This is a genomic window from Massilia norwichensis (assembly GCF_024753245.1).
Taxonomy (GTDB): Bacteria; Pseudomonadota; Gammaproteobacteria; order Burkholderiales; family Burkholderiaceae_D; genus Telluria; species Telluria norwichensis.
Genome location: NZ_JANUGX010000022.1, coordinates 29153 through 48718 on the forward strand (window position 1 = coordinate 29153; position 19566 = coordinate 48718).

The 19566-nt window shown below is 64.5% G+C and carries 16 protein-coding genes; 9 read left to right on the forward strand and 7 right to left on the reverse strand.

Features of this window, described 5'->3' with window-relative positions; genetic code table 11:
- Positions 1-3: 3 nt before the first annotated feature.
- Genes NX782_RS17525 through NX782_RS17540 form a run of 4 tightly spaced genes read left to right on the forward strand, consistent with a single transcriptional unit; the run spans position 4 to position 5034 of the window.
- The gene (locus NX782_RS17525; RefSeq protein WP_258846767.1) at positions 4-1506 is read left to right on the forward strand and encodes a lipopolysaccharide biosynthesis protein; all 1503 of its coding nucleotides are present in this window, start codon (positions 4-6) and stop codon (positions 1504-1506) included.
- A 9-nt stretch (positions 1507-1515) separates the two neighbouring features.
- Positions 1516-2685 carry a carboxylate--amine ligase gene (locus tag NX782_RS17530; RefSeq protein ID WP_258846768.1) on the forward strand — a complete coding sequence of 390 codons (1170 nt, stop codon included), beginning with the start codon at positions 1516-1518 and terminating at the stop codon, positions 2683-2685.
- A complete protein-coding gene (locus tag NX782_RS17535) occupies positions 2685-3917 on the forward strand; it encodes a DegT/DnrJ/EryC1/StrS family aminotransferase (RefSeq protein ID WP_258846769.1) in 1233 nt (410 codons plus the stop codon). Before NX782_RS17530 ends, NX782_RS17535 begins: the two co-directional genes overlap by 1 nt.
- Positions 3886-5034: a hypothetical protein gene (locus NX782_RS17540; protein WP_258846770.1), complete on the forward strand. Its 1149-nt coding sequence runs from the start codon at positions 3886-3888 to the stop codon at positions 5032-5034. Before NX782_RS17535 ends, NX782_RS17540 begins: the two co-directional genes overlap by 32 nt.
- A 6-nt stretch (positions 5035-5040) precedes the next feature.
- Here NX782_RS17540 and NX782_RS17545 read toward each other — a convergent pair whose 3' ends face one another.
- Positions 5041-6282 (reverse strand): pyridoxal-dependent decarboxylase, exosortase A system-associated, encoded by a 1242-nt coding sequence (locus NX782_RS17545; RefSeq protein WP_258846771.1) that lies wholly within the window; start codon positions 6280-6282, stop codon positions 5041-5043.
- 7 nt (positions 6283-6289) lie between these two features.
- Positions 6290-7882, reverse strand: coding sequence for an acyl-CoA ligase (AMP-forming), exosortase A system-associated (locus NX782_RS17550; RefSeq protein WP_258846772.1), 1593 nt, complete (start codon positions 7880-7882; stop codon positions 6290-6292).
- A 119-nt stretch (positions 7883-8001) separates the two neighbouring features.
- Between NX782_RS17550 and NX782_RS17555 the strand changes: the two genes are divergently transcribed.
- The 5 genes from NX782_RS17555 to NX782_RS17575 are packed head-to-tail and all read left to right on the forward strand — an operon-like array spanning position 8002 to position 12138.
- On the forward strand, positions 8002-9192 hold the full coding sequence (locus tag NX782_RS17555; RefSeq protein WP_258846773.1) for an aminotransferase class I/II-fold pyridoxal phosphate-dependent enzyme: 1191 nt from the start codon (positions 8002-8004) through the stop codon (positions 9190-9192).
- Entirely contained in the window at positions 9189-10208 is a 1020-nt protein-coding gene (locus NX782_RS17560) for a GNAT family N-acetyltransferase (protein WP_258846774.1), read from the forward strand. Before NX782_RS17555 ends, NX782_RS17560 begins: the two co-directional genes overlap by 4 nt.
- On the forward strand, positions 10195-10440 hold the full coding sequence (locus NX782_RS17565) for an acyl carrier protein (RefSeq protein ID WP_258846775.1): 246 nt from the start codon (positions 10195-10197) through the stop codon (positions 10438-10440). Before NX782_RS17560 ends, NX782_RS17565 begins: the two co-directional genes overlap by 14 nt.
- A gap of 2 nt (positions 10441-10442) precedes the next feature.
- Entirely contained in the window at positions 10443-11297 is an 855-nt protein-coding gene (locus NX782_RS17570) for a hydrolase 2, exosortase A system-associated (protein ID WP_258846776.1), read from the forward strand.
- Complete coding sequence (locus tag NX782_RS17575; RefSeq protein WP_258846777.1) at positions 11287-12138, forward strand: hydrolase 1, exosortase A system-associated; 852 nt, start codon at positions 11287-11289, stop codon at positions 12136-12138. Before NX782_RS17570 ends, NX782_RS17575 begins: the two co-directional genes overlap by 11 nt.
- Here NX782_RS17575 and NX782_RS17580 read toward each other — a convergent pair.
- The 5 genes from NX782_RS17580 to NX782_RS17600 are packed head-to-tail and all read right to left on the reverse strand — an operon-like array spanning position 12135 to position 19542.
- Complete coding sequence (locus NX782_RS17580) at positions 12135-13538, reverse strand: chondroitinase-B domain-containing protein (RefSeq protein WP_258846778.1); 1404 nt, start codon at positions 13536-13538, stop codon at positions 12135-12137. The genes NX782_RS17575 and NX782_RS17580 overlap by 4 nt on opposite strands.
- A 26-nt stretch (positions 13539-13564) precedes the next feature.
- Complete coding sequence (prsR, locus tag NX782_RS17585) at positions 13565-14926, reverse strand: PEP-CTERM-box response regulator transcription factor (RefSeq protein WP_258846779.1); 1362 nt, start codon at positions 14924-14926, stop codon at positions 13565-13567.
- A gap of 23 nt (positions 14927-14949) precedes the next feature.
- Positions 14950-17034 (reverse strand): XrtA/PEP-CTERM system histidine kinase PrsK, encoded by a 2085-nt coding sequence (gene prsK, locus NX782_RS17590; protein ID WP_258846780.1) that lies wholly within the window; start codon positions 17032-17034, stop codon positions 14950-14952.
- A 19-nt stretch (positions 17035-17053) separates the two neighbouring features.
- The gene (locus tag NX782_RS17595) at positions 17054-18466 is read right to left on the reverse strand and encodes a TIGR03013 family XrtA/PEP-CTERM system glycosyltransferase (RefSeq protein ID WP_258846781.1); all 1413 of its coding nucleotides are present in this window, start codon (positions 18464-18466) and stop codon (positions 17054-17056) included.
- A gap of 47 nt (positions 18467-18513) precedes the next feature.
- Positions 18514-19542, reverse strand: coding sequence for an SDR family oxidoreductase (locus NX782_RS17600; RefSeq protein ID WP_258846782.1), 1029 nt, complete (start codon positions 19540-19542; stop codon positions 18514-18516).
- Positions 19543-19566: the final 24 nt, after the last annotated feature.

The following is a 19566-nucleotide window of genomic DNA, read 5'->3' on the forward strand; positions in this document are numbered from 1 at the left end:
AATATGAGCGCTGACCTGCGTGCAAAAACAGTAAAAGCCATGGGTCACCTCGGCTTGGGCGGGGCCTTGGGTAAAGTGGTATCGCTCGCATCGACCCTGATCATGGCTCGCGTGCTCAGCCCTGCCGATTACGGGTTGATGGCGATGGCCATGACATTGGTCGGCTTCGTCGGCTTTTTCAACGAAGTTGGAATCGGTGCGGCGATCGTCCAGAAAAAGGAACTCGGCGAAGCCGAAGTCAACGGCTGCTTTGCCTTTTCAATCTTGGCTAGCGTAGTACTGTTTATCATCACTGTATTGATTTCCGGTCCGGCATCGACCTTCTTCGGTGCACCTGAGCTGCAGCCCATGATTGCGGTGCTCGCCAGCGCCTTCATTTTCGGAGCCATTGGCACGGTGCCATTAGCCTTCTTGCGCAAAGAAATGAACTTCAAGGCGGTGGCCGGGATCAATGTGCTAGCCGTTTTTGTCCAAGCCGGCATCTCGTTGTTCCTGGCACTGCGCGGGATGGGCGCATGGGCACTGGTATGGAGTTTTGTCGCCTCGAGTGTGGTTCAGTCGGCTGGCGCATTCTGGCTGTCATCGTGGCGCCCACGCGGCGCCTTCGGTATGCGCGCTGCCTATGGCATTGTCATGTACGGCCTACACGTGACCACGACACGCATCTTTTGGTACATGTACAGCAACGCCGACAAGGTCATCATCGGTCGCGTGCTGGGCGAGCGCGCACTCGGCATCTACGACATGGCGTTCTCACTTGCAACACTGCCAACCAGCCAGATCACGACACTGACAACGAACGTTGCCTCTCCCCTGTTTGCCAAACTGCAAAGCGACCTGCCCCAGTTACGCGCCTTTATCCTGCATATCACACGCGGCGTTGCCTACGTCACCTATCCTGCCCTGATCGGCATGCTGGTTTGCTCGCACGAGCTAATCGCCGTGCTGTTGGGAGAGAAGTGGAACGGCATGCTGGTACCGTTCGGTGCACTATGCGTGATGGGCCTGATCAAGTCAGTCGACCCACTCCTGTCACAGGTCCTGATCGCCACGGGCAACGCGAGAAAACTGTCCGGCTACACGCTCATGTGCGGTATCGCGATGACTGCTGCAGTCGTCGGCGGTGCCACGCTCGACGGCTTGCGCGGCGTATCCTTAGTATGGATGGTTGTATATCCGCTGCTGTCGGTTCGCCTGCTATACCTGATCTCGCAGGTGAGTGGCATGAAGATGAGCGAGTACTACCGCACCCTGCTTCCAGTCCTGACGGCAGCGGCGGCCATGGCCGTGGTCGTGCTGGGACTGCGTGCAGCAATGCTGGCAATCGGTATGCCGTCGTTGCCGATGTTGATTGCAGAGGTAGTTAGTGGCGCGCTCGCCTACATGCTTTGGATCGTCCAGTTCGACAAGCGCGGCCTTGCAGAGATTCGTCAGGTGATGATCGACCTCGGCATTTCCGAGAGCAAGCTGGCGTGCTGGCCCTTCAATCGTGCAATTACCCTATAACCAAACATCATGAATCGTCCTGATAACAAGAATGCGAAGCCGCCGGCGGTGGTCGTCGGCGATGGCTTGAATGCCCTGGGCATTGTGCGTAGCCTGGGTGCCGTCGATATTCCAGTCATCGTAGTCGGCACCGACCCCAAATCGCCGCCCATGCGCTCGCGTTACGGCGGCAAACTGCTGTGCGAGGCACTTGCGGGCCCGGCCTTCGTCGAGCGCATGGTCGCGTTGGCCCGGCAGTATGGTGAGAAGCTGATGCTATTCGTGACCGAAGAACGAACAGTCGACGAGGTATCGGCATCGCGAAACATCCTGGCCCCGTACTTCCATCTGCGCATGCCAGAACATGAACGCCTGATGGCCTTGATGCACAAACAGGGCTTTCAGGATTTGGCCGAAGCGGTCGGTGCCCCAGTTCCGCGAACCGTGCGGCTGGAATCCAAGGCCGACCTGTCGCGCATCGAGGCGCTCAAGTTTCCCTGTGTGTTCAAGCCAGCCAAAAAGGATTATGGCTACGGTGCCCGCTTTAAAAAAGCGTACAAGGTAATGTCGCCGGCCGAGGTGGCCGATCTATATGAGGAAATTTTTCCAATATTGGCCGACATGGTGGTGCAGGAATGGATCGAGGGCGCCGACAACGAAGTTTATTTTTGCCTGCAGTACGTTGGTGAAGACGGCAAGCCAGTCAGCTCGTTTACGGGCCGCAAGATCCGCGCATGGCCGCCGCGAATTGGTGGTACCGCCAGCTGTACCGCCGCATGGGAAGTGGCTGACCAGCTCGACCAGATGACGACCACCTTCTTCGCCCAGGTCGGTTTCACAGGTATGGGCAGCATGGAATACAAGCGCGACGAACGCGACGGTCGCTTCTATATGGTCGAGCCCACCGTGGCGCGTACCGACTTCCAGGAAGAGGTGGCATCCCTGAATGGTGTGAATATCCCGGCAGCGGCCTACCGCTACGAGCTTGACCTGCCCCAAGTGGTACCGTCGAAGGTACCGGTACCGCGCGTCTGGCGCGAACCGGTGACGGACCGCTGGTCGCTCAAGGAGACTGGGAACACGGATCCACGCTCGCGCGACCACACTGTTTGCGATGCTTACTGGCGCTGGAACGATCCGCGCCCGTGGGTCGACTTGATCGTCGGCCGTATTAGCGCCAAACTGGGACGTATGGCGTAATGCACCACCGACTACACTACGCCGACTGGTCGTGGCGCGAATACGCCGTTGCTGCCGGCTGCTTACTTACTGGACGTGTGAACAAGGGATCGGCGCCGCAGCGCCTGGCGCTTGCCTTTGCCGCACTATACACGCCCTCGACGGCTTACCCGGTCAACTATGGACATACAGGCATCGACATGGCGCTGGCCTTGTTCAAGTCACTGCGGCCTGCGCGTAACCAAGTGTTGGTACCCGCATATATTTGTCCAAGCGTGGTCAGTACGATCGAACAGGCGGGGCTGGTGCCCATACCCGTGCAGGTGGGCGCAGACCTCAATTTGTTGCCCGAAGCTGTGCGCGAAGCGCTTGGGCCCTCGACCTTGGCAGTCATCGCCCCGCATATGTTTGGCTGCCCGGCAAAGATTGCCGAGATTGAGACCGACTGCCGCCAGGCGGACGTGTTTCTGGTGGACGACGCGGCCCAGGTCGTTGGCGAACGCAGCGGAGGGCGCCTGCTCGGTAGCTTTGGCGACGTCGGCATTGTCAGCTTTGCGCAGTCGAAGGCAATCGTGACCGGTGTGCGCGGCTCAGGCGGTGTGCTGTTGGTGAACAATCCAAAGCTCGACCCGTTATTGCGCGACAGTGTGCAAGCCTTGCCAGCCCCGCATGGGCGTGCCGCGGCCTTTGTTGATTTCGTCTGGAATTATTTATGGTCGCGCTACACCGGCAACAGCGGCTATTACCTAGCGCGTGTGCGAAGCCTGCTCGGCGGAGTGAACAAAACGACGGCAAGACCAGCGCGTATCGGCAACCTGGAAGCATCAATCGCACTGGTACAACTGCGACGGCTGGCTGACATCCGCGCTGCCAAGATCGAGGCCGCCGCCGCGTACCACGCCGCTCTGGCAGAACTGCCCGATGTCGCTTTTCCACAATACGCGCCAGGACGTTACCTGTCGCGCATTATGCTGGACCTGCCGGCTTGGGTCGATCTAGCGGCACTACGCAAAAACCTCGCTTGGTGTGGTGTCGAAACCCGCGTCGGCTACCTGCAGCCAGTCAGTGCGGACTACCCAGACGACGCGGCACTGTTGACCGCCAGACGCATGCTCGGCCTGCCGTTTGGAAATCTAAAGTGTGGCGAGATCAACAAGATTTGCAGTATAGTAAAGAGCTGCCTGACTGCGGCCAGGCCCGCCTTTTTGAATAATCCCCGACATGAAACATATCAAACAGCTCATCAAAGATAAAATCGGCGCGGCCGTGTACCCGATCAGCTCGATCGAGGCCCATTTGAAGGGAGCGGCGGACTGGTTGCTGGCGGCCCAGCAGGCCACACCGGACGACGGGCTGGCGCACAGCTATGACGTACGCCAGCGTACTTGGAATGCCTCCTATCCAGAGACCACTGGCTATGCCATCCCTACCCTGTACGACTACGCGCGCTTGTATGACGCGCCGGCTTATGCCGAAGCAGCCCGCCGAATGGCGCTATGGGAAAGCGAGATTCAGATGGAAGACGGCGGGGTACGCGCCGGCACGATGTCAGCCGAGATCGTCGCGCCGACCATTTTCAATACCGGACAAGTACTGTTCGGTTGGGCCAAGGCCTGGCTCGAGACAGGTGATGAACGCTTCAAGAGCTCGCTGACCCGGGCCTCTGACTGGCTAGTCGCGGCACAGGACGAAGATGGTGCATGGCGCCGTTTCGCCTCGCCGTTCGCCACGTCTAAACTCAACAGCTATAACACCCGATCGGCCTTTGGATTGGTGCGCGCCTACGAAGCTTTGGGCGAGGAACGCTGGCTGGCTGCGGCCGTGAAGAATGTCGATTGGGCAGTTGGTCGTGCCTTCGCCAACGAGTGGTTGCCTGATAACTGCCTGCTTAAGATGGAAGACGAAAGCGCGCTCACACACACGATTGCGTATTCGATCCGCGGGATCCTCGAGGTCGGCGTCGCTGCCGGTCGCGAGGAGCTGATTGAGCGCGCAGTGAGGATGTCGAAACTGGTAGCAGCGCGCCAGCGCGAAGACGGGGCGCTGCCAGCACGCTATCTGCCAGACTGGAAGACCCGCGTGGATTGGACCTGCGTCACAGGCAATTCGCAGATGGCGATCAATTGGTTACGCCTGGCTCAGATCACTGGCGACAATACGCTCAAGGAACCGGCGATCCGCGCAAACCACTTCAACATGAGCATCCAGGATCTCAACACGCCGGACACCGCTGTGCGCGGTGCACTCAAGGGTTCACATCCGATTAACGGCGAGTACATGACCTACCGTTACCCAAACTGGGCAACCAAGTTCTTCATGGATGGATTGATGCTGGAACAGAAGTTCGACGTTGCGAAGAACATCGGCTAACGGACTTCAAACCAACACTTCAAGCGCCGCCGGGTGGCTCAAAAAGCCGCCCGGACTGGCGCTCAGGCCATAGGCGCCGGACTGGAACACCACCACCAGGTCGCCGGGCTCGGCGCGCGGCAGTTCCATCTTCTCGGCCAGCAGGTCGAGCGGCGTGCACAGCGGCCCCACCACCGACACCACTTCGATGTCCTCCTGTCCGCCCCGGTTGCCGATCGCGGCCGGGTAATTCTTGCGGATCACCTGGCCAAAATTGCCGGAGGCCGCCAGATGGTGGTGCAGGCCGCCGTCGGTCACCAGGAACACCTGGCCACGCGAGACCTTGCGGTCGATGACGCGCGCCACGTACACACCGGCCTCGCCGACCAGGTAGCGTCCCAGTTCGATGTTCAGGCGCGCCTGCGGCAATGCCGACTGCACGCGCGGCAGCGCCTGCTCGAGGCGCTCGCCGATCGGCGCCAGGTCGAGCGCGGACTCGCCGGGGAAATACGGAATGCCGAAACCGCCGCCGATGTTCAGCACGCGCACCGGATCGCGGCAGGCGTCGGCCAGGCGCAGCGCCAGCTCGATGGTCTGCGCCTGGGCCTCGACGATCGCCTCGGCTTTCAGGCTCTGCGAACCGGAAAAGATGTGAAAGCCGAGCACCGTCAGGCCCAATTCCGCCGCCAGCGCCAGCATGCGCGGCGCCTCCTCGGCATCGATGCCGAACTGCTTGGCACCGCCCCCCATGCGCATCCCCGAGCCTTTCAGTTCGAAGTCGGGATTGATGCGCAGGACCAGCTGCGGGTGCATGCCGAGTTGATCGCCAATGCGGGCCAGCAGCCGGATCTCGCGTTCCGACTCGGCGTGCACGTGCACACCGGCGGCCACCGCCCGGGTCAGCTCCGCTTCCGATTTGCCGGGACCGGCAAAACTGATGTGCGAGGGGTCCTTGCCGGTGTCCAGCGCGACCGTCAGTTCGCCGCCCGAGGCAACGTCCAGCCCATCGACCAGGCCGGCCAGATGCTGCACCAGCGCCGGCATCGGATTGGCCTTGATCGAATAATGCAGCCCGATCGCCGCCGGCAGACTGGCCCGCAGATGGCGCACCCGCTCGGTGACCAGTGCGCGGTCATAGGCATAAAACGGGGTCTGGCCGACGCGTTGCGCCAGCCGGGTCAGCGGGATGCCGCCCACCTGCAGACAGCCGTCGACGACCGGAAACAGGGTCTGCGCCGCGTGGACCGGACGCTTGGGGGAAGTGCTCATGAGGGGCTCACTGATCAGAACTGAACATCGTTGAATACGGCTGGCGCAGCAGCTTGCGGTCGATCTTGCCGTTCGGGTTGCGCGGGAACTGGTCCTGGTGCAGCGCCACGTGCGCCGGCACCATCCAGGCCGGCAGGCGGCGCTGGCATTCCTTGAGCACGTCGCCGGCGGTGACGCCCTCGCGTGGCACGGCCAGCAGCACGATCGCCTGGCCCAGCGCCGGATGCGCGACGCCGAAGGCGGCGGCTTCCAATACCAGGCCGCTGGCGTGCACGGCTTCCTCGACCTCGGTCGGGCTGACCCGGTAGCCGGACACCTTGATCATGTCGTCGCTGCGGCCGATGAAGTACAGGTAACCCTCCTCGTCCATGCGCACGGTGTCGCCCGACCACACCGCCATCTCGGCCAGCGGCAAAGCAGGGTTGTGCCCGGGCGCCGGCCGAAAGCGCTCGGCGGTTTTCACGGGATCGTTCCAGTAGCCGAGCGAGACCAACGCGCCGCGGTGCACCAGCTCGCCTGGTTCGCCGGGCGCGCATGGCGTGCCGTCCGGGCGCACCACCATCACCTGGGCGTTCGGGATCGCCCGCCCCATCGAATCGGGCCGGCGCGCCAGTTCCGACGGCGGCAGGTAAGTCGAGCGGAAGGCTTCGGTCAGGCCGTACATCAGGAACAGCTGCGCAGCGGGCAATACAGTGCGCAGTGCGTCGACCGTGGCACGCGGCATGGCGCCGCCCGAATTCGTCAGGTAGCGCAGCGAGCAATCGTCCGGCCAGGACAGCGCCGCCAGCTGGATCCACAAGGGCGGCACCGCCGCCAACCCGGTAATGCGCTCTTGCTGCACCGCCTTGACGATATCGCGCGGGAACAGGTAGTTGATCAGCACCACCGTGGCGCCGGTCAGGAAGGCGGTGCTCAGCTGCGACAAGCCATAATCAAAACTGAGCGGCAGCACCGACAGGACCCTGTCCTGCGGCGTCAGCTCGAGATAGCTGGCCACGCTGCAAGCGCCGGCAACCATGTTCCGGTGCGACAGCACGACGCCCTTCGGCTTCCCGGTGCTGCCCGAGGTGTACAGGATCGCGGCCATGTCGGCGTCGATCGCCCGCCGTTGCGCCAGCGTCGCCGGATCCGGCTGGGCCTGGGCCTCGTCCCATGCGCGCACCGCGGCCGTGCCGGCTGCCGCCGGCAGCCCGGCCGCGGGCGCCGCGCCGGCGACCAGCACCGTGTGCAGCTCGGGGCAGCCGGCCAGTACCGCATCCAGCTGCGCCAGGCGTTCGGCCGAGGTGACCAGCACCCGCACGTTGCAGTCGGCCAGGATATACGCCACCTGCTCGGCCTTGAGCAGCGGATTGACCGGCACGAACACGGCGCCGGCCAGGGCGGCGCCGAACATCGCCGCCACGTTCTCGACGCGCTTGTCGAGGTAAACGGCGACGCGCTCGCCGCGCTGGATACCGGTGGAAAGCAGCGCGCCGGCAGCCCGCCCGACGGTGCCGGCCAGGGCCGCGTAGTCGAGCCGCTGTCCGCCGTGCACCAGCGCTTCGGCGCCGGGCGTGCGCCGCGCGGAATCGAAGATGAAATCGTGGATCAGGTCAGGCATAGAGGGATGGTATGTCGTGCAGATGGGCATCTTAACAGTTTGCGCCGGGAGCCCCCTACTAAGTTCGGGCGCCAACGTGTCTCGTGGCAAATTTTTCACCACTAGGGCTATACTCGGGCATGGTTTCCACCCGTCATGCCCGTCCGCTGGTTCCACCCGCACCGATCCTGTCCGCCGCCTCGTTCCGCCGCGCGGCAGCGGCGCGCGTGCCGACCCTGCTCGACGCCGGGCCGGCGCGGCTGGTCACCAGCGGCCGCGTCGCCATCGCCCTGGCTTTGCGCGAGATGGGCGTCGGCCCTGGGCACGAAGTGCTGGTGCCGGCCTGGCACAGCCCGTCGATGATCCCGCCGGTGTTGTGGCGCGGCGCCACGCCGGTGTTCTACCGCCTGCGCGCCGATGCCACGCTCGACCTCGACGACCTCGCGGCCAGGATCGGCCCGGCCACCCGCGCAGTGATGGTGACGCACTACTTCGGCTTTCCGCAAGCGGTGGAGGCGGTGCGCGCGCTGTGCGACGCGCGCGGCGTGCAACTGCTGGAAGATTGCGCACACGCCTTCATCGGCAGCTACCGCGGCAAGCCGATCGGCGCCACCGGCGACTATGCGATCGGCAGCAGCATGAAATTCTTCCCGATCTACGAAGGCGGCGCGCTGGTCTCGAGCCGGCACAGCCTCGACCGGATTACGCTGCAACCGGCGGGCGCCGGCTTCGAAGCGAAGGTGGCCTTCAATTCCCTCGAAAACGGGTTTGTCTACGGCCGGCTGCCGGCTGCGCGCGCGGCGCTGTGGCTGCCGCTGCGGCTCAAGGACACGCTGCGCGACATGGCCAAGCGGCGCCGGCCAGCCGCTGCGCCGGCGCCGGCGCTGGCCCCCGCTTCGTCCGACAGCAGCTTCGACCTCGATCCGGCCTGGATCGACAAGCGCTCGTCCTGGTTTTCGCGCACGCTGCTGCGCCTGATCGCGCCGGGCCGGATCGCGGCGCTGCGCCGTGCCAACTACGCCCGTCTGGATGCCGCTTTGCGCGGCCTGCCGGGCGTGCGTCCGCTGTATCCCGTACTGCCGGACGGCGTCTGCCCCTGGGTCTATCCGCTGCTGGCCGACGATCCCGAGCGCCTCTATCGGCGCGTGCAGGAGGCGGGCGTGCCGGTCACGCGCTTCGGCCATCCCTTGTGGGAAGGCGTCGACGAAGACGTGTGCGCCAACAGCGTCCGGCTGTCGCGCCACGTGCTGTCTTTCCCCTGCCACCAGGAGTTGCGAGAGGAAGAGTTGTCCTGGCTGATCGACGCGCTCGGAAAGGCCTTGCAAGCATGAAGTGGAAAACCGTGCCCGCCGCGGGCATCGCCGGCTTTGCCCGGCAATGGCAGGACCTGCACCGCACCGCGGCCGCCTCGCCGCTGCTGGCCTTCGATTTCGTCCTGCCTCTGCTCGAACAGTTCGGCAGCGGCAAGGAATTGCTGGCGATCTGCGAACACGACGGCGCCGTCGTGGCGATGGCGATCGTGACGCCGTCGCGGCGCGGCAGCTGGGCCACCTTCCAGCCGGCGCAGGCGCCGCTGGGCCTGTGGCTGCAGCAGCCGCAGCTGGAGCTCGCGGCGCTGCTGGCGAGCCTCATGCGTGCACTGCCCAGCTTGCCGCTGGTGTTCGGCCTGACGCAGATGGACCCGGCCCTGGCGCCGCGCCCGCACCAAACGGCGCAGTTATCGACCTTCGACTATATCGACACCGCCAGGGTGACGCTGGCCGGCAGCTTCGACGACTATTGGCAGGCGCGCGGCAAGAACCTGCGCAGCAACCTCAAGAAGCAGCGCGCGCGCCTGGACAAGGAAGGCGTCGCGCTGTCGCTGCGGGTGAGCCGCGACCCGGCCGACATGGCGCAGGCGGTGGCCGACTACGCGCGCCTCGAGAGTTCGGGCTGGAAGGAAAGCAGCGGCACCGCGGTGCATGCCGACGATGCCCAGGGCCGCTACTACCGCAGCATGCTGGAAGCGCTCTGCCGGCGCGGCGCCGGCCGGGTCTACCGCTATTATTTCAATGACCAGCTGGTCGCGATGGACCTGTGCATCGAAGACGCGGACATCATCGTCGTGCTGAAGACCGCCTACGACGAGAGCGTGCCGAAGCAGTTTTCGCCGACGCTGCTGATGCGCGAGGAAGCCACGCGGGCGCTGTTCGAGGAAGGCCGGCTGCGCCGGATCGAATTCTACGGCCGGGTCATGGAATGGCACCTGCGCTGGACGGAGGAGGTGCGCACTATGTACCATGTCAATTATTACCGGTGGCCGGGCCTGCGCCGCCTGCACGAATGGAGTACCCATGTATCTGAATGAAGTCAAGAATGTCCTGATCGACGTGCTGCACCTCGGCGAAGCCGGCGCCCGCCTCGACGCCGATTCGCCGCTGCTGGGCAGCCTGCCGGAACTCGACTCGATGGCGGTGGTCACCCTGATCGGCGCGCTCGAAGAACACTTCGGCATCGCCATCGACGACGACGACATCAGCGCCAGCACCTTCGAAACGCTGGGCAGCCTGGCCGCCTTCGTGGCCCAGAAAGCCGCTTGAACATGGCGCCGGCGAACGCGGCGCCCGAACGTGCGCCGGCCGAGGGGTTTTTCCTGCCGGTGCAGGATGGCTTCCGCTATTGCCTGTTCCATGCGCCGCGCGGCGAATGCCGGGGCGCGCTGGTCTACCTGCACCCGTTCGCCGAAGAGATGAACAAGTCGCGCCGCATGGCGGCATTGCAGGCGCGTGCCCTGGCCGCGCTCGGCGTCGGCGTACTGCAGATCGACCTGCACGGCTGCGGTGACAGCAGCGGCGACTTCGGCGATGCCCGCTGGGACGGCTGGAAGCGTGACGTCGACGAGGCGCGCGCCTGGCTCCAGCAACGGCTCGGGCGCCCGGCCGGCCTGTGGGGCCTGCGCCTGGGCGCCCTGCTCGCGCTCGACTATGCGGCCGGCGCCGCCGTCGTACCGCCTGCCCTGCTGCTGTGGCAGCCGGTCACCAGCGGCGCCGGCTTCCTGACCCAGTTCCTGCGCATGCGCGTGGCCGCCGAACTGCTGCAGGACGGCGCCGGCAACGGCGGCACCAAGGCGCTGCGCCAGCAGCTCGAGCAAGGCAAGCCGCTCGAGGTCGCCGGCTACGAACTGGCGCCGGCCATGGCGGCCGCCATCGAGCGCCTCGACGCTTCGGTGCTGGCGCCGCGCGGCTGCCGCATCGACTGGTTCGAGGTCACCGCCGCCGGCCGCCCGTTGCCGCCCGCAGCCAGCGCGGTGGCGGCGAACTGGCGCGCCCAGCGCATCGATTTCGGCTTGCAGGTGGTGCACGGCGAGCCGTTCTGGACGACGCCGGAAATCAGCGAGTGCCCTGCGCTGCTCGACGCCACCGGCGCGCTTTACCGGGAGCCCAGCCATGCAGCCTGAAGAACGCGCAGTACGCTTTACCTGCGGCGGCGCGTGGCTGCACGGTGTGCTGTCGCTGCCGGCGCAGGCGGCTTCGCGCGGCGTTTTGATCGTGGTCGGCGGCCCGCAGGTACGTACCGGCAGCCACCGCCAGTTCACGCTGCTGGCGCGCAGCCTGGCGCAAGCCGGCATCCCGGCCATGCGCTTCGACTACCGCGGCATGGGCGACAGCGAAGGCATCCCGCGCGATTTCGAACAGATTCAGGACGACTTGCGCGCGGCACTCGACTGTTTCCTGGCGCAGGCGCCGGGCCTCACCGACGTGGTGTTATGGGGCCTGTGCGACGGCGCCTCGGCCGCCGCCCTGTATGCGCCCGGCGACCCGCGCGTGGCCGGCCTGGCCCTGCTCAATCCCTGGGTGCGGACCGAAGAGGGCGCCGCCAAGGCGACCCTGAAGCACTATTACCGCAGCCGGGTGCTGGATCCGGGCCTCTGGAAAAAGATCGCCGCCGGCCAGTTCGACCTGCGCCAGGCCACCGGCTCGTTCGTGGGCCTGGTCCGATCCGCGTTCAAGAGCCCTGCCCCGTCCGCACAGCAGGAAGCCGGCAGTGCCAGCCTGCCCGAGCGCATGCACGCTGCGCTGCGGCAGTTCAAGGGCAGCATCCTGGTGATGCTGAGCGGCGCCGACCTGACGGCCCAGGAATTTGCCGGGCTGCCATCGGCTTCGGACGATTGGGCGCGCCTGCTCGCCGGCGCGCGGGTCACCCGGCACACGCTGCCCGGCGCCGACCATACCTGCTCGCGGCGCGAGTGGCACGAGCAGGTGGTGGACTGGACCGCCACCTGGCTGCGCGCGGCCTAGCGCGCGTCGCCATTAACGGCGTTACGCCAGCAGGCCGCAACATCCTCGAAGGCGCCATAGCGCCGTACAGATCCGCGCGCGGCACCACACAGATCCAGCGCCGTGTTCGCTGCGTCGGCCGTATGGCGCGGCGGTGCCGTAAACGACCTGCGCAGCGGATGATAGCCAAAGTAGCTCAGCATGATCGGGGTTTCCAAATTGTCGCCCGCATGCACCCGGCCACCGTTGCGGCTGCGGATCGTACCGTCGACCAAATTGCCGTCGGCCTTGACGCTGCTTTCCGGAAAGCGCACGTCGACGCCGGCCGTATCGACCAGCGTATTGACATTCAATTGAGTTCCCGCGCTCGCGTTCAGGTATATGCCCACGTCCGAGCAGGACGCGACAAGGTTCGCCTGCATGACGCCTTGATCCTGTTCGGTCACACATTTGCGATCGCGGCAGTATTGCTTGCCGGTGCCGCCGCCGCCGAAGGACAGGCCGATTCGCTGCCCCGGCAGTCCACGCAGGCGCTGTTCGCACAGCACCACATTTTGCTCGAAGCGGTTACGGACGCCGGCACCTTTGGCGAAGGCGCCATAGCTGATGCGGTCGCCGCCAGCCTTAACGAAGTCGGTTATCAGATTGCGCCGGATCACCCAATCATTTGCCCCTACCAAATCGACCGGCGTAACCGGTGCCGATTCGGTGCGTCGCGGTACTAAATTAGTGAGCGTGTTCGATTCAATCAAGCCTGCGTCTGGAAATCGCCCGTTTTCGCCATTGATCTTGATATGAGCGTTGAAGTCAAGGATCGTGTTGTTGACGGCCGCGAAGTGATGAGCGCCGCCAACCACATGAAAAGCGTGCTCACAGAACTCTTGATGGGAGCAGACGCCGTGAATGGTCAAATTTTCGAAACGCCAGTATGGAGCTAACACTCGGAAGCCTTCGCCAGCGTCGAATTCGATAATCACACTGCCCGGCAGATCGGCGCGCACGACGATCGGCTCACCTTGCTTTCCCGCACGTGTGACGACGACATCACCTCGAATACGGTAGGCCCCAGGCAGGAGCACGATAACGTCCCCGGGCACAGCGACTGCGATCGCGCGCCGAACCTCCTCGCCCGACCGGACTAGCTTGCGCGCACCACCTTCCTCCCCAGCGGCGGCAGATTGCGCGCCGGCGGACGATGGCGGCCGCAGCGCCGGCCCATCGCCGCGGTCCAGGCCGAGCAGCATGGCGGCGATGCCCCGGCCCGCGCCAGTGATCAGTGGATTGTGGCCGCTGCTGCGCTTTTCGATGTAAGGGGCCAGCTGCCGCGGGGTGATGCCCTGCCCCTGCAGGAACAGCAGGCCGCCGGCCAGCGCCAGTAAGCCTGTCGCCCCGAGCAGCAAGACCACATGGGTGAAACGCAAGCGGCGGGTCCTGCGTGGCGCAGGCCTCACGCGGCGACCTTGATCCCGTGCCGTCCCATCAGGTCGTACAGGGTCGGGCGGCTGACGCCCAGCATCTCGGAGGCCTTGACGATGTTGCCGTCGGCGCGCGCCAGCGCCCGCACGATGGCTTTGTATTCGGCCTCGTCGCGCACCTGACGCAGGTTCAGCGGCGACTCCTCGGCGTCGACGTCGGGCAGGCCCAGGTCTTCGGCGACGATGGTGTTCCCGTCCGCCATGATGACCGCGCGCTTGATGCAGTTTTCCATTTCGCGCACATTGCCCGGCCAGGCATAGCCTTCGATCGCGGCCAGCGCGTCCGGCGCGAAATGCAGCGAGGAGCGCGACTCCTGGGCGCAGAACTTGTTTTTAAAATGGTGGGCCAGCAGCGCGGCATCGCCTTCGCGCTGGCGCATCGGCGGGATGGTCACCACGATCTCGGACAAGCGGTAATACAAGTCCTCGCGGAAGCGGCCCTGCGCGCACAAGTCCTTCAGCTTCTGGTGGGTCGCGCAAACGATGCGCACGTCGACCGGGATCTCTTCGTGGCCGCCGATGCGCTCGATCACGCGCTCCTGCAGGAAGCGCAGCAGCTTGGCCTGCAGCGGCATCGGCAGGTCGCCGACTTCGTCGAGGAAGAAGGTGCCGCCGTGGGCCAGTTCGACTTTACCCTTGGTCTGCTTGGCGGCGCCGGTGAAGGCGCCCTTCTCGTAGCCGAACAGTTCGCTCTCGAGCAGGTTTTCCGGGATCGCTGCGCAGTTGATCGCCATGAAGCGTTCTTTCGAGCGCGGCGACAGCGCGTGCACGGCGCGCGCCAGCACTTCCTTGCCGGTGCCGGATTCGCCCAGCAGCATCACGGAAGCCGAAGTCGGCGCCACCTTCTCGACGGTGCGGCAGACTTTCAGCATGCCGGGGTCGCGCGAGATCACGCCCGACAGCGGCGAATCGGCCTGCGACTGCTGCATGCGGCGGTTTTCCTGCTGCAGGTTGTGCAGGAAGAAGGCGCGCTGGATCACCAGGTTCAGCACCTCGGGGTCGACCGGCTTCTGGTGGAAGTCGTAGGCGCCCATGCCGATCGCCTTGACCGCATTGTTGTGGTCCTGGTTGCCGGTCAGGACGATCACGCGGGTGTCCGGCGCCAGCGCCAGGATCTGCTGCAGGGTGGCCAGGCCCTCGGTCGAGCCGTCCGGGTCGGGCGGCAGGCCCAGGTCCATGGTGACCACCGCCGGTTCGTGGCGGCGGATCTGGGCCAGTGCGGCTTCGCGGTCGCCCGCGACCACGACGTCATAGGCGTCAAGGCTCCAGCGCAGCTGCTTCTGCAGGCCGGGATCGTCTTCGATGATCAGGAGTTTCAGTTTGGTTTGGGTCATGGATATCCTCTCTCAGGCATCGCTCAACTGAGCATGGCTGGCGCCGGCTCGTGGTACAGCGGCAGCACGACCTTGAATGTGGTGCCGATTCCGGGCTGGCTGCTGACTTCCAGCATGCCACCCAGCTCGGTGATGTATTCGCGGCTTTCGAACACGCCGATGCCCATGCCAGCCGACTTGGTCGAGTCGAAAGGCTTGAACAGGCGCTCGCGAATGAATTCTTCGCTCATGCCTTGGCCGGTGTCGGCGATCTCGATCTCGACCGCGCCGGCATGCGCACCCTCCTCGCGCTGGCCCAGGCGGATCATGACATGGCCGTGCGGCGGCGTGGCCTCGATCGCGTTCTGGATCAGGTGCCCGACCACGCGCTCGAGGCGCTCGCGGTCCGCCATCACCTTCATGCCCGGCACCGCCACCACCAGCTGCGGACGCGGTTCGAAAGCGCTCTTCAGCGCCACCGCCTGGCGCACCACTTGTTCGACGGCCAGCGGCAGCGGCTTTTCTGCGTTCTCGGTGCGCGAGAGCTTCTGCAGCAGCAGCTTCATCTTCTGCACCGAGTGGTTCAGGGTTTCCAGCATGTCGCGCTGGAATTCGGGATTGTCCTTGTGCTTTTCGGCGTTGGCGTTCATCAGCGACAGCTGCGCCACCAGATTCTTCAAATCGTGCACGACGAAGGTCGACATGCGGTTGAAGGATTCGAACTGGCGCGCCACCATCAGCGCATTCGCCGCGTCTTCCTGGGCCAGGTGGCCGGCGGCCTGGCTGCCGGCGATCTCCAGCAGGTCGGTGATTTCCCAGTTCAGCTTGAGCCGGCTGCGCGCGCGCTGCAGCAGCACGAAACCGAACAGCTTCTGGTGCAGGATCAGCGGCACCACCAGCCAGCGGCGCGGATAGTCCAGCAGCCATTGCGGCACCGCCAGGCCTTCGTATTTGTCGGGATGGAGCACGAACTCGTCGAGGTCGACCACCCACTGGGTGCTTTCCAGGAACTGGCAGAACGGCGAGTTGACCGGTTCCGTGGTACCGACCGCCGGCACGTGCCAGTGCGCGCGCGGCTCGTACGTGCCGGCGTCGCTGCGCTGCCACAGGGCGCCGCCCGGACTCTCGACCAGTGCCGCCATCGCCTGGATCGCGCGGTCGCCCAGGTTCGGGCCGCGTTCGGACAGGGTGCGGGTAAAGCGCATCCACTCTTCGCGGTAGTCGTAGTTGTAGGTGAAGAAGTGCTTGCTGATCGAGACCTTCAGCCAGGAGCGGAAGGTGCCGGAAAACAGGATCACCAGCAGCAGGCAGATCGCGCCGAACAGGAAGCCGGCCTGCATCACGGTGCCCCAGCGGCCGCCGAAGAAGCGCAGGTAATAACCGGCCGATCCCATTGCCAGCAGGTAGATCGCCGAGCCGAACAGCGCCGCCGAATGGAACATCACGCGGCGCGATACCGCGAAGGACGTGCTCCAGGCCCTGCTGCGCAGCATCGACGCCGTCACCAACGGCACGGTCAGCGCATTGATCACACCGCGCGCGTTCCACAGCTCCGGATTCAGCTCGCGGAACAGCATCATGTTGGTGTACAGATAAAAGTCGTAGGCGAACATGCCGCCGATGCCGAGGCAGGCGAACTTGATCGCCCAGCGCTCTTCGATGGTCTTGTTGCGGTACACCTGTTCGACCAGCAGCATGCCGTACACCCCCAGGCAGGCAAACGCAGTCACCACCGACAGTCCGCCGACGGCGTTCAGCAGTTCGACGTGCCAGTGCCCGGCCAGCATCGCCACCAGCAGTACCAGATAGGCGCAGCCGGCCACGAACAGCGAGGGCCGCAGGCTGAACGGCAGCCGGCTGTTCTCGGCGCGCCAGTGGCCCAGCAGCGCCACCAGGAACACCGACCAGGCGCCGTCGCGCAGCACTTCGAGCGAACCGGTAACCGTGGTCCAGAGCCGCTCCTGGCTGGCATCCCAGGCCAGGACGGCGGCCCACAACGCGGTCAGCAGGCAGGCGCAGGACAGCGGACCGCGCTGCGCGCGGGCGCGCCAGCCCGACAGCACCAGCAGACCAAGCAGCAAATAACCGGCTGCGGCCAGTGCGTAACTATAGGCGGCGATATTGGTCACGATGATCTGTCGGAGCAGCTCAGCGTCCGCTGCGGAACAGCACGACCTTCAGGGTATCGATCAGGATCAGGACGTCGAGGAACAGGCTGTTGTTCTTCACGTAGTACAGGTCGTACTGGAGCTTTTGCAGGGCATCCTCGGCGGACGAACCGTAGCCGTAGCGGACCTGGGCCCAGCCAGTGATGCCCGGCTTGACGCTGTGGCGCACATTGTAATACGGGACCACTTCGATCAGCTGGTCGACGAAGTACTGGCGTTCCGGGCGCGGGCCGACGAAGGACATGTCGCCCTTGAACACGTTGAGGATCTGCGGCAGCTCGTCGATACGGGTCTTGCGCATGAAATTGCCGACGCGGGTGATGCGCGGATCGTTCTGCTGTGCCCACTGCGGCTTGCCGCCCTTTTCGGCATCGGTACGCATGCTGCGGAATTTATGCACGAAGAAGGTCTTGCCGTCCTTGCCGACCCGCTCCTGCGAATAGAATACCGGACCGCGGTCTTCGAGCTTGACGGCCAGCGCGGCCAGCAGCATCAGCGGGAAGGTCAGCAGCATGATGATCACGCTGCAGACGATGTCGAAGCTGCGCTTCATGAAGGTGCGCACGAAACTCTGGTCGAAGCCGCCGCCGAACACCAGCCAGGACGGCTGCAGCGAGTCGACCCGGATCTGGCAGGTTTCGCGCTCGAAGAAGGTGGCGGCGTCGGTCACCTTCAGGCCGGCCAGTTTGCACTCGAGCAGTTCCTTGATCGGGAAGCCGCCGCGGCGGTTCTGCACCGACACCACGATCTCCTCGACGTTGTACTGGCGCGCCAGCGATGCCAGCGTATCGCTTTCGCGCCCATTGAGCAGGCTTTCCGAGGGCACGCACAGTTCTTCGTTCGGCGTCGGGATGAAGCCGGTGATGTTGTAGCGGTGGTAGCTGGTGCTCTGCAGGGCCAGGTCGCTGCATTCCTTGGCCAGCGGTCCGCTGCCGAGGAACAGGATGCGCGTCTCGAGGAAGCGCAGTTCGGAGGTCTTGAAGAAGACCATGCGCGCGATGAAGATGCCGGCGGCGGCGATCGCGAACACCAGCGCCAGGATGCCGCGGCCGAAATACAGGTCGGGCGCCACGTAGAACACCAGCGTCAGGATCAGGAAGCCCATCAGGAACGAGGGCATCAGCTTCATGAAGAAGGGATGACGCAGGCCTTCGTTGAAGTCGAGCTGGTACATACCCATCGCGCTCATGCTGAAAATGATGGCGGCGGTGAAGGCGATGGCCGAGGTGAAGAAGTGATCGAGGTTCTCGACGTTCGGCAGGCCGAGCGGCTGGCCCAATTCCATGAAGCGCACCGCGGCGCCGACATAAGCGGCCCCGAGCAGCACCAGCACTTCGACGAACAACAGGACGAAGACGATCTTCGACACGTAGTGATTAGAGATCCTAAGCACGGTAGCCTCCGGTATTCTTATTACATACAGAACTCATACTGCAGTGCTTATCGCGGCAAATTGTCGACGTACCAGTCCATGGCCTGCTTCAGGCCGTCGCCGATGCGGTGCGTCGGCGCGTAACCCAGCAGGGTCGCGGCCTTGCTGATGTCGGCCTGCGAGTGGCGCACATCGCCCTTGCGGAAGTCGACATAGGTCGGTTTGTGCGCGGCCACGTGCGGGAAACGTGCGGCCAGCAGCCCGGTCATCATCGTGTGCAGCTGATTGAGCGAAGTACGGTCGTTCAGCGCGACGTTATAGACCTGGTTGGCGGCGTCGCTGCCGGCCATTGCCGCCAGCAGATTTGCCTGCACAACGTTGTCGACATAGCAGAAATCGCGGCTGGTTTCGCCATCGCCGTTGATGCGCAGTTCCTCGTTGCGGATCAGCGCCATGACCCATTTCGGGATCACCGCGGCATAGGCGCCGTTCGGATCCTGGCGTGGACCGAACACGTTGAAATAACGCAGCCCGATCGATTCGAAGCCATAGGTACGGCCGAATACATCGGCATACAGCTCGTTGACGTACTTGGTCACGGCGTAGGGCGAGAGCGGCTTGCCGATCCGGTCCTCGACCTTCGGCAGGTCCGGATGGTCGCCATACGTCGAACTGGAGGCGGCGTAGACGAAGCGCTTCACTTTGGCATCGCGCGCTGCCACCAGCATGTTCAGGAAACCGGAAATATTCGTTTCGTTGGTCAGCTGCGGATTGGCGATCGAGCGCGGCACCGAGCCGAGCGCGGCCTGGTGCAGGACGAAATCGACACCGGTGCAAGCGCGTGCGCAATCTTCGGGTGAGCGGATGTCGGCCTGCTGGAACGTAAAGTTGGACCAGGCTGCCTCACCGACCAGCTCACGCACCTGGTCGAGGTTGTGCTGGTGTCCGGTAGCAAAATTATCGAGGCCGGTAACGCGTTGGTTAAGCTTGAGCAGCGCTTCCACCAGGTTCGAGCCGATGAAACCGGCAGCGCCGGTAACCAGCCAATGGTAACTGTGCTGGCGCAACTGCTGTTGGACGTCTTGAATCTTGTTCACGTTGGAAACACTCTTACAAGTCAC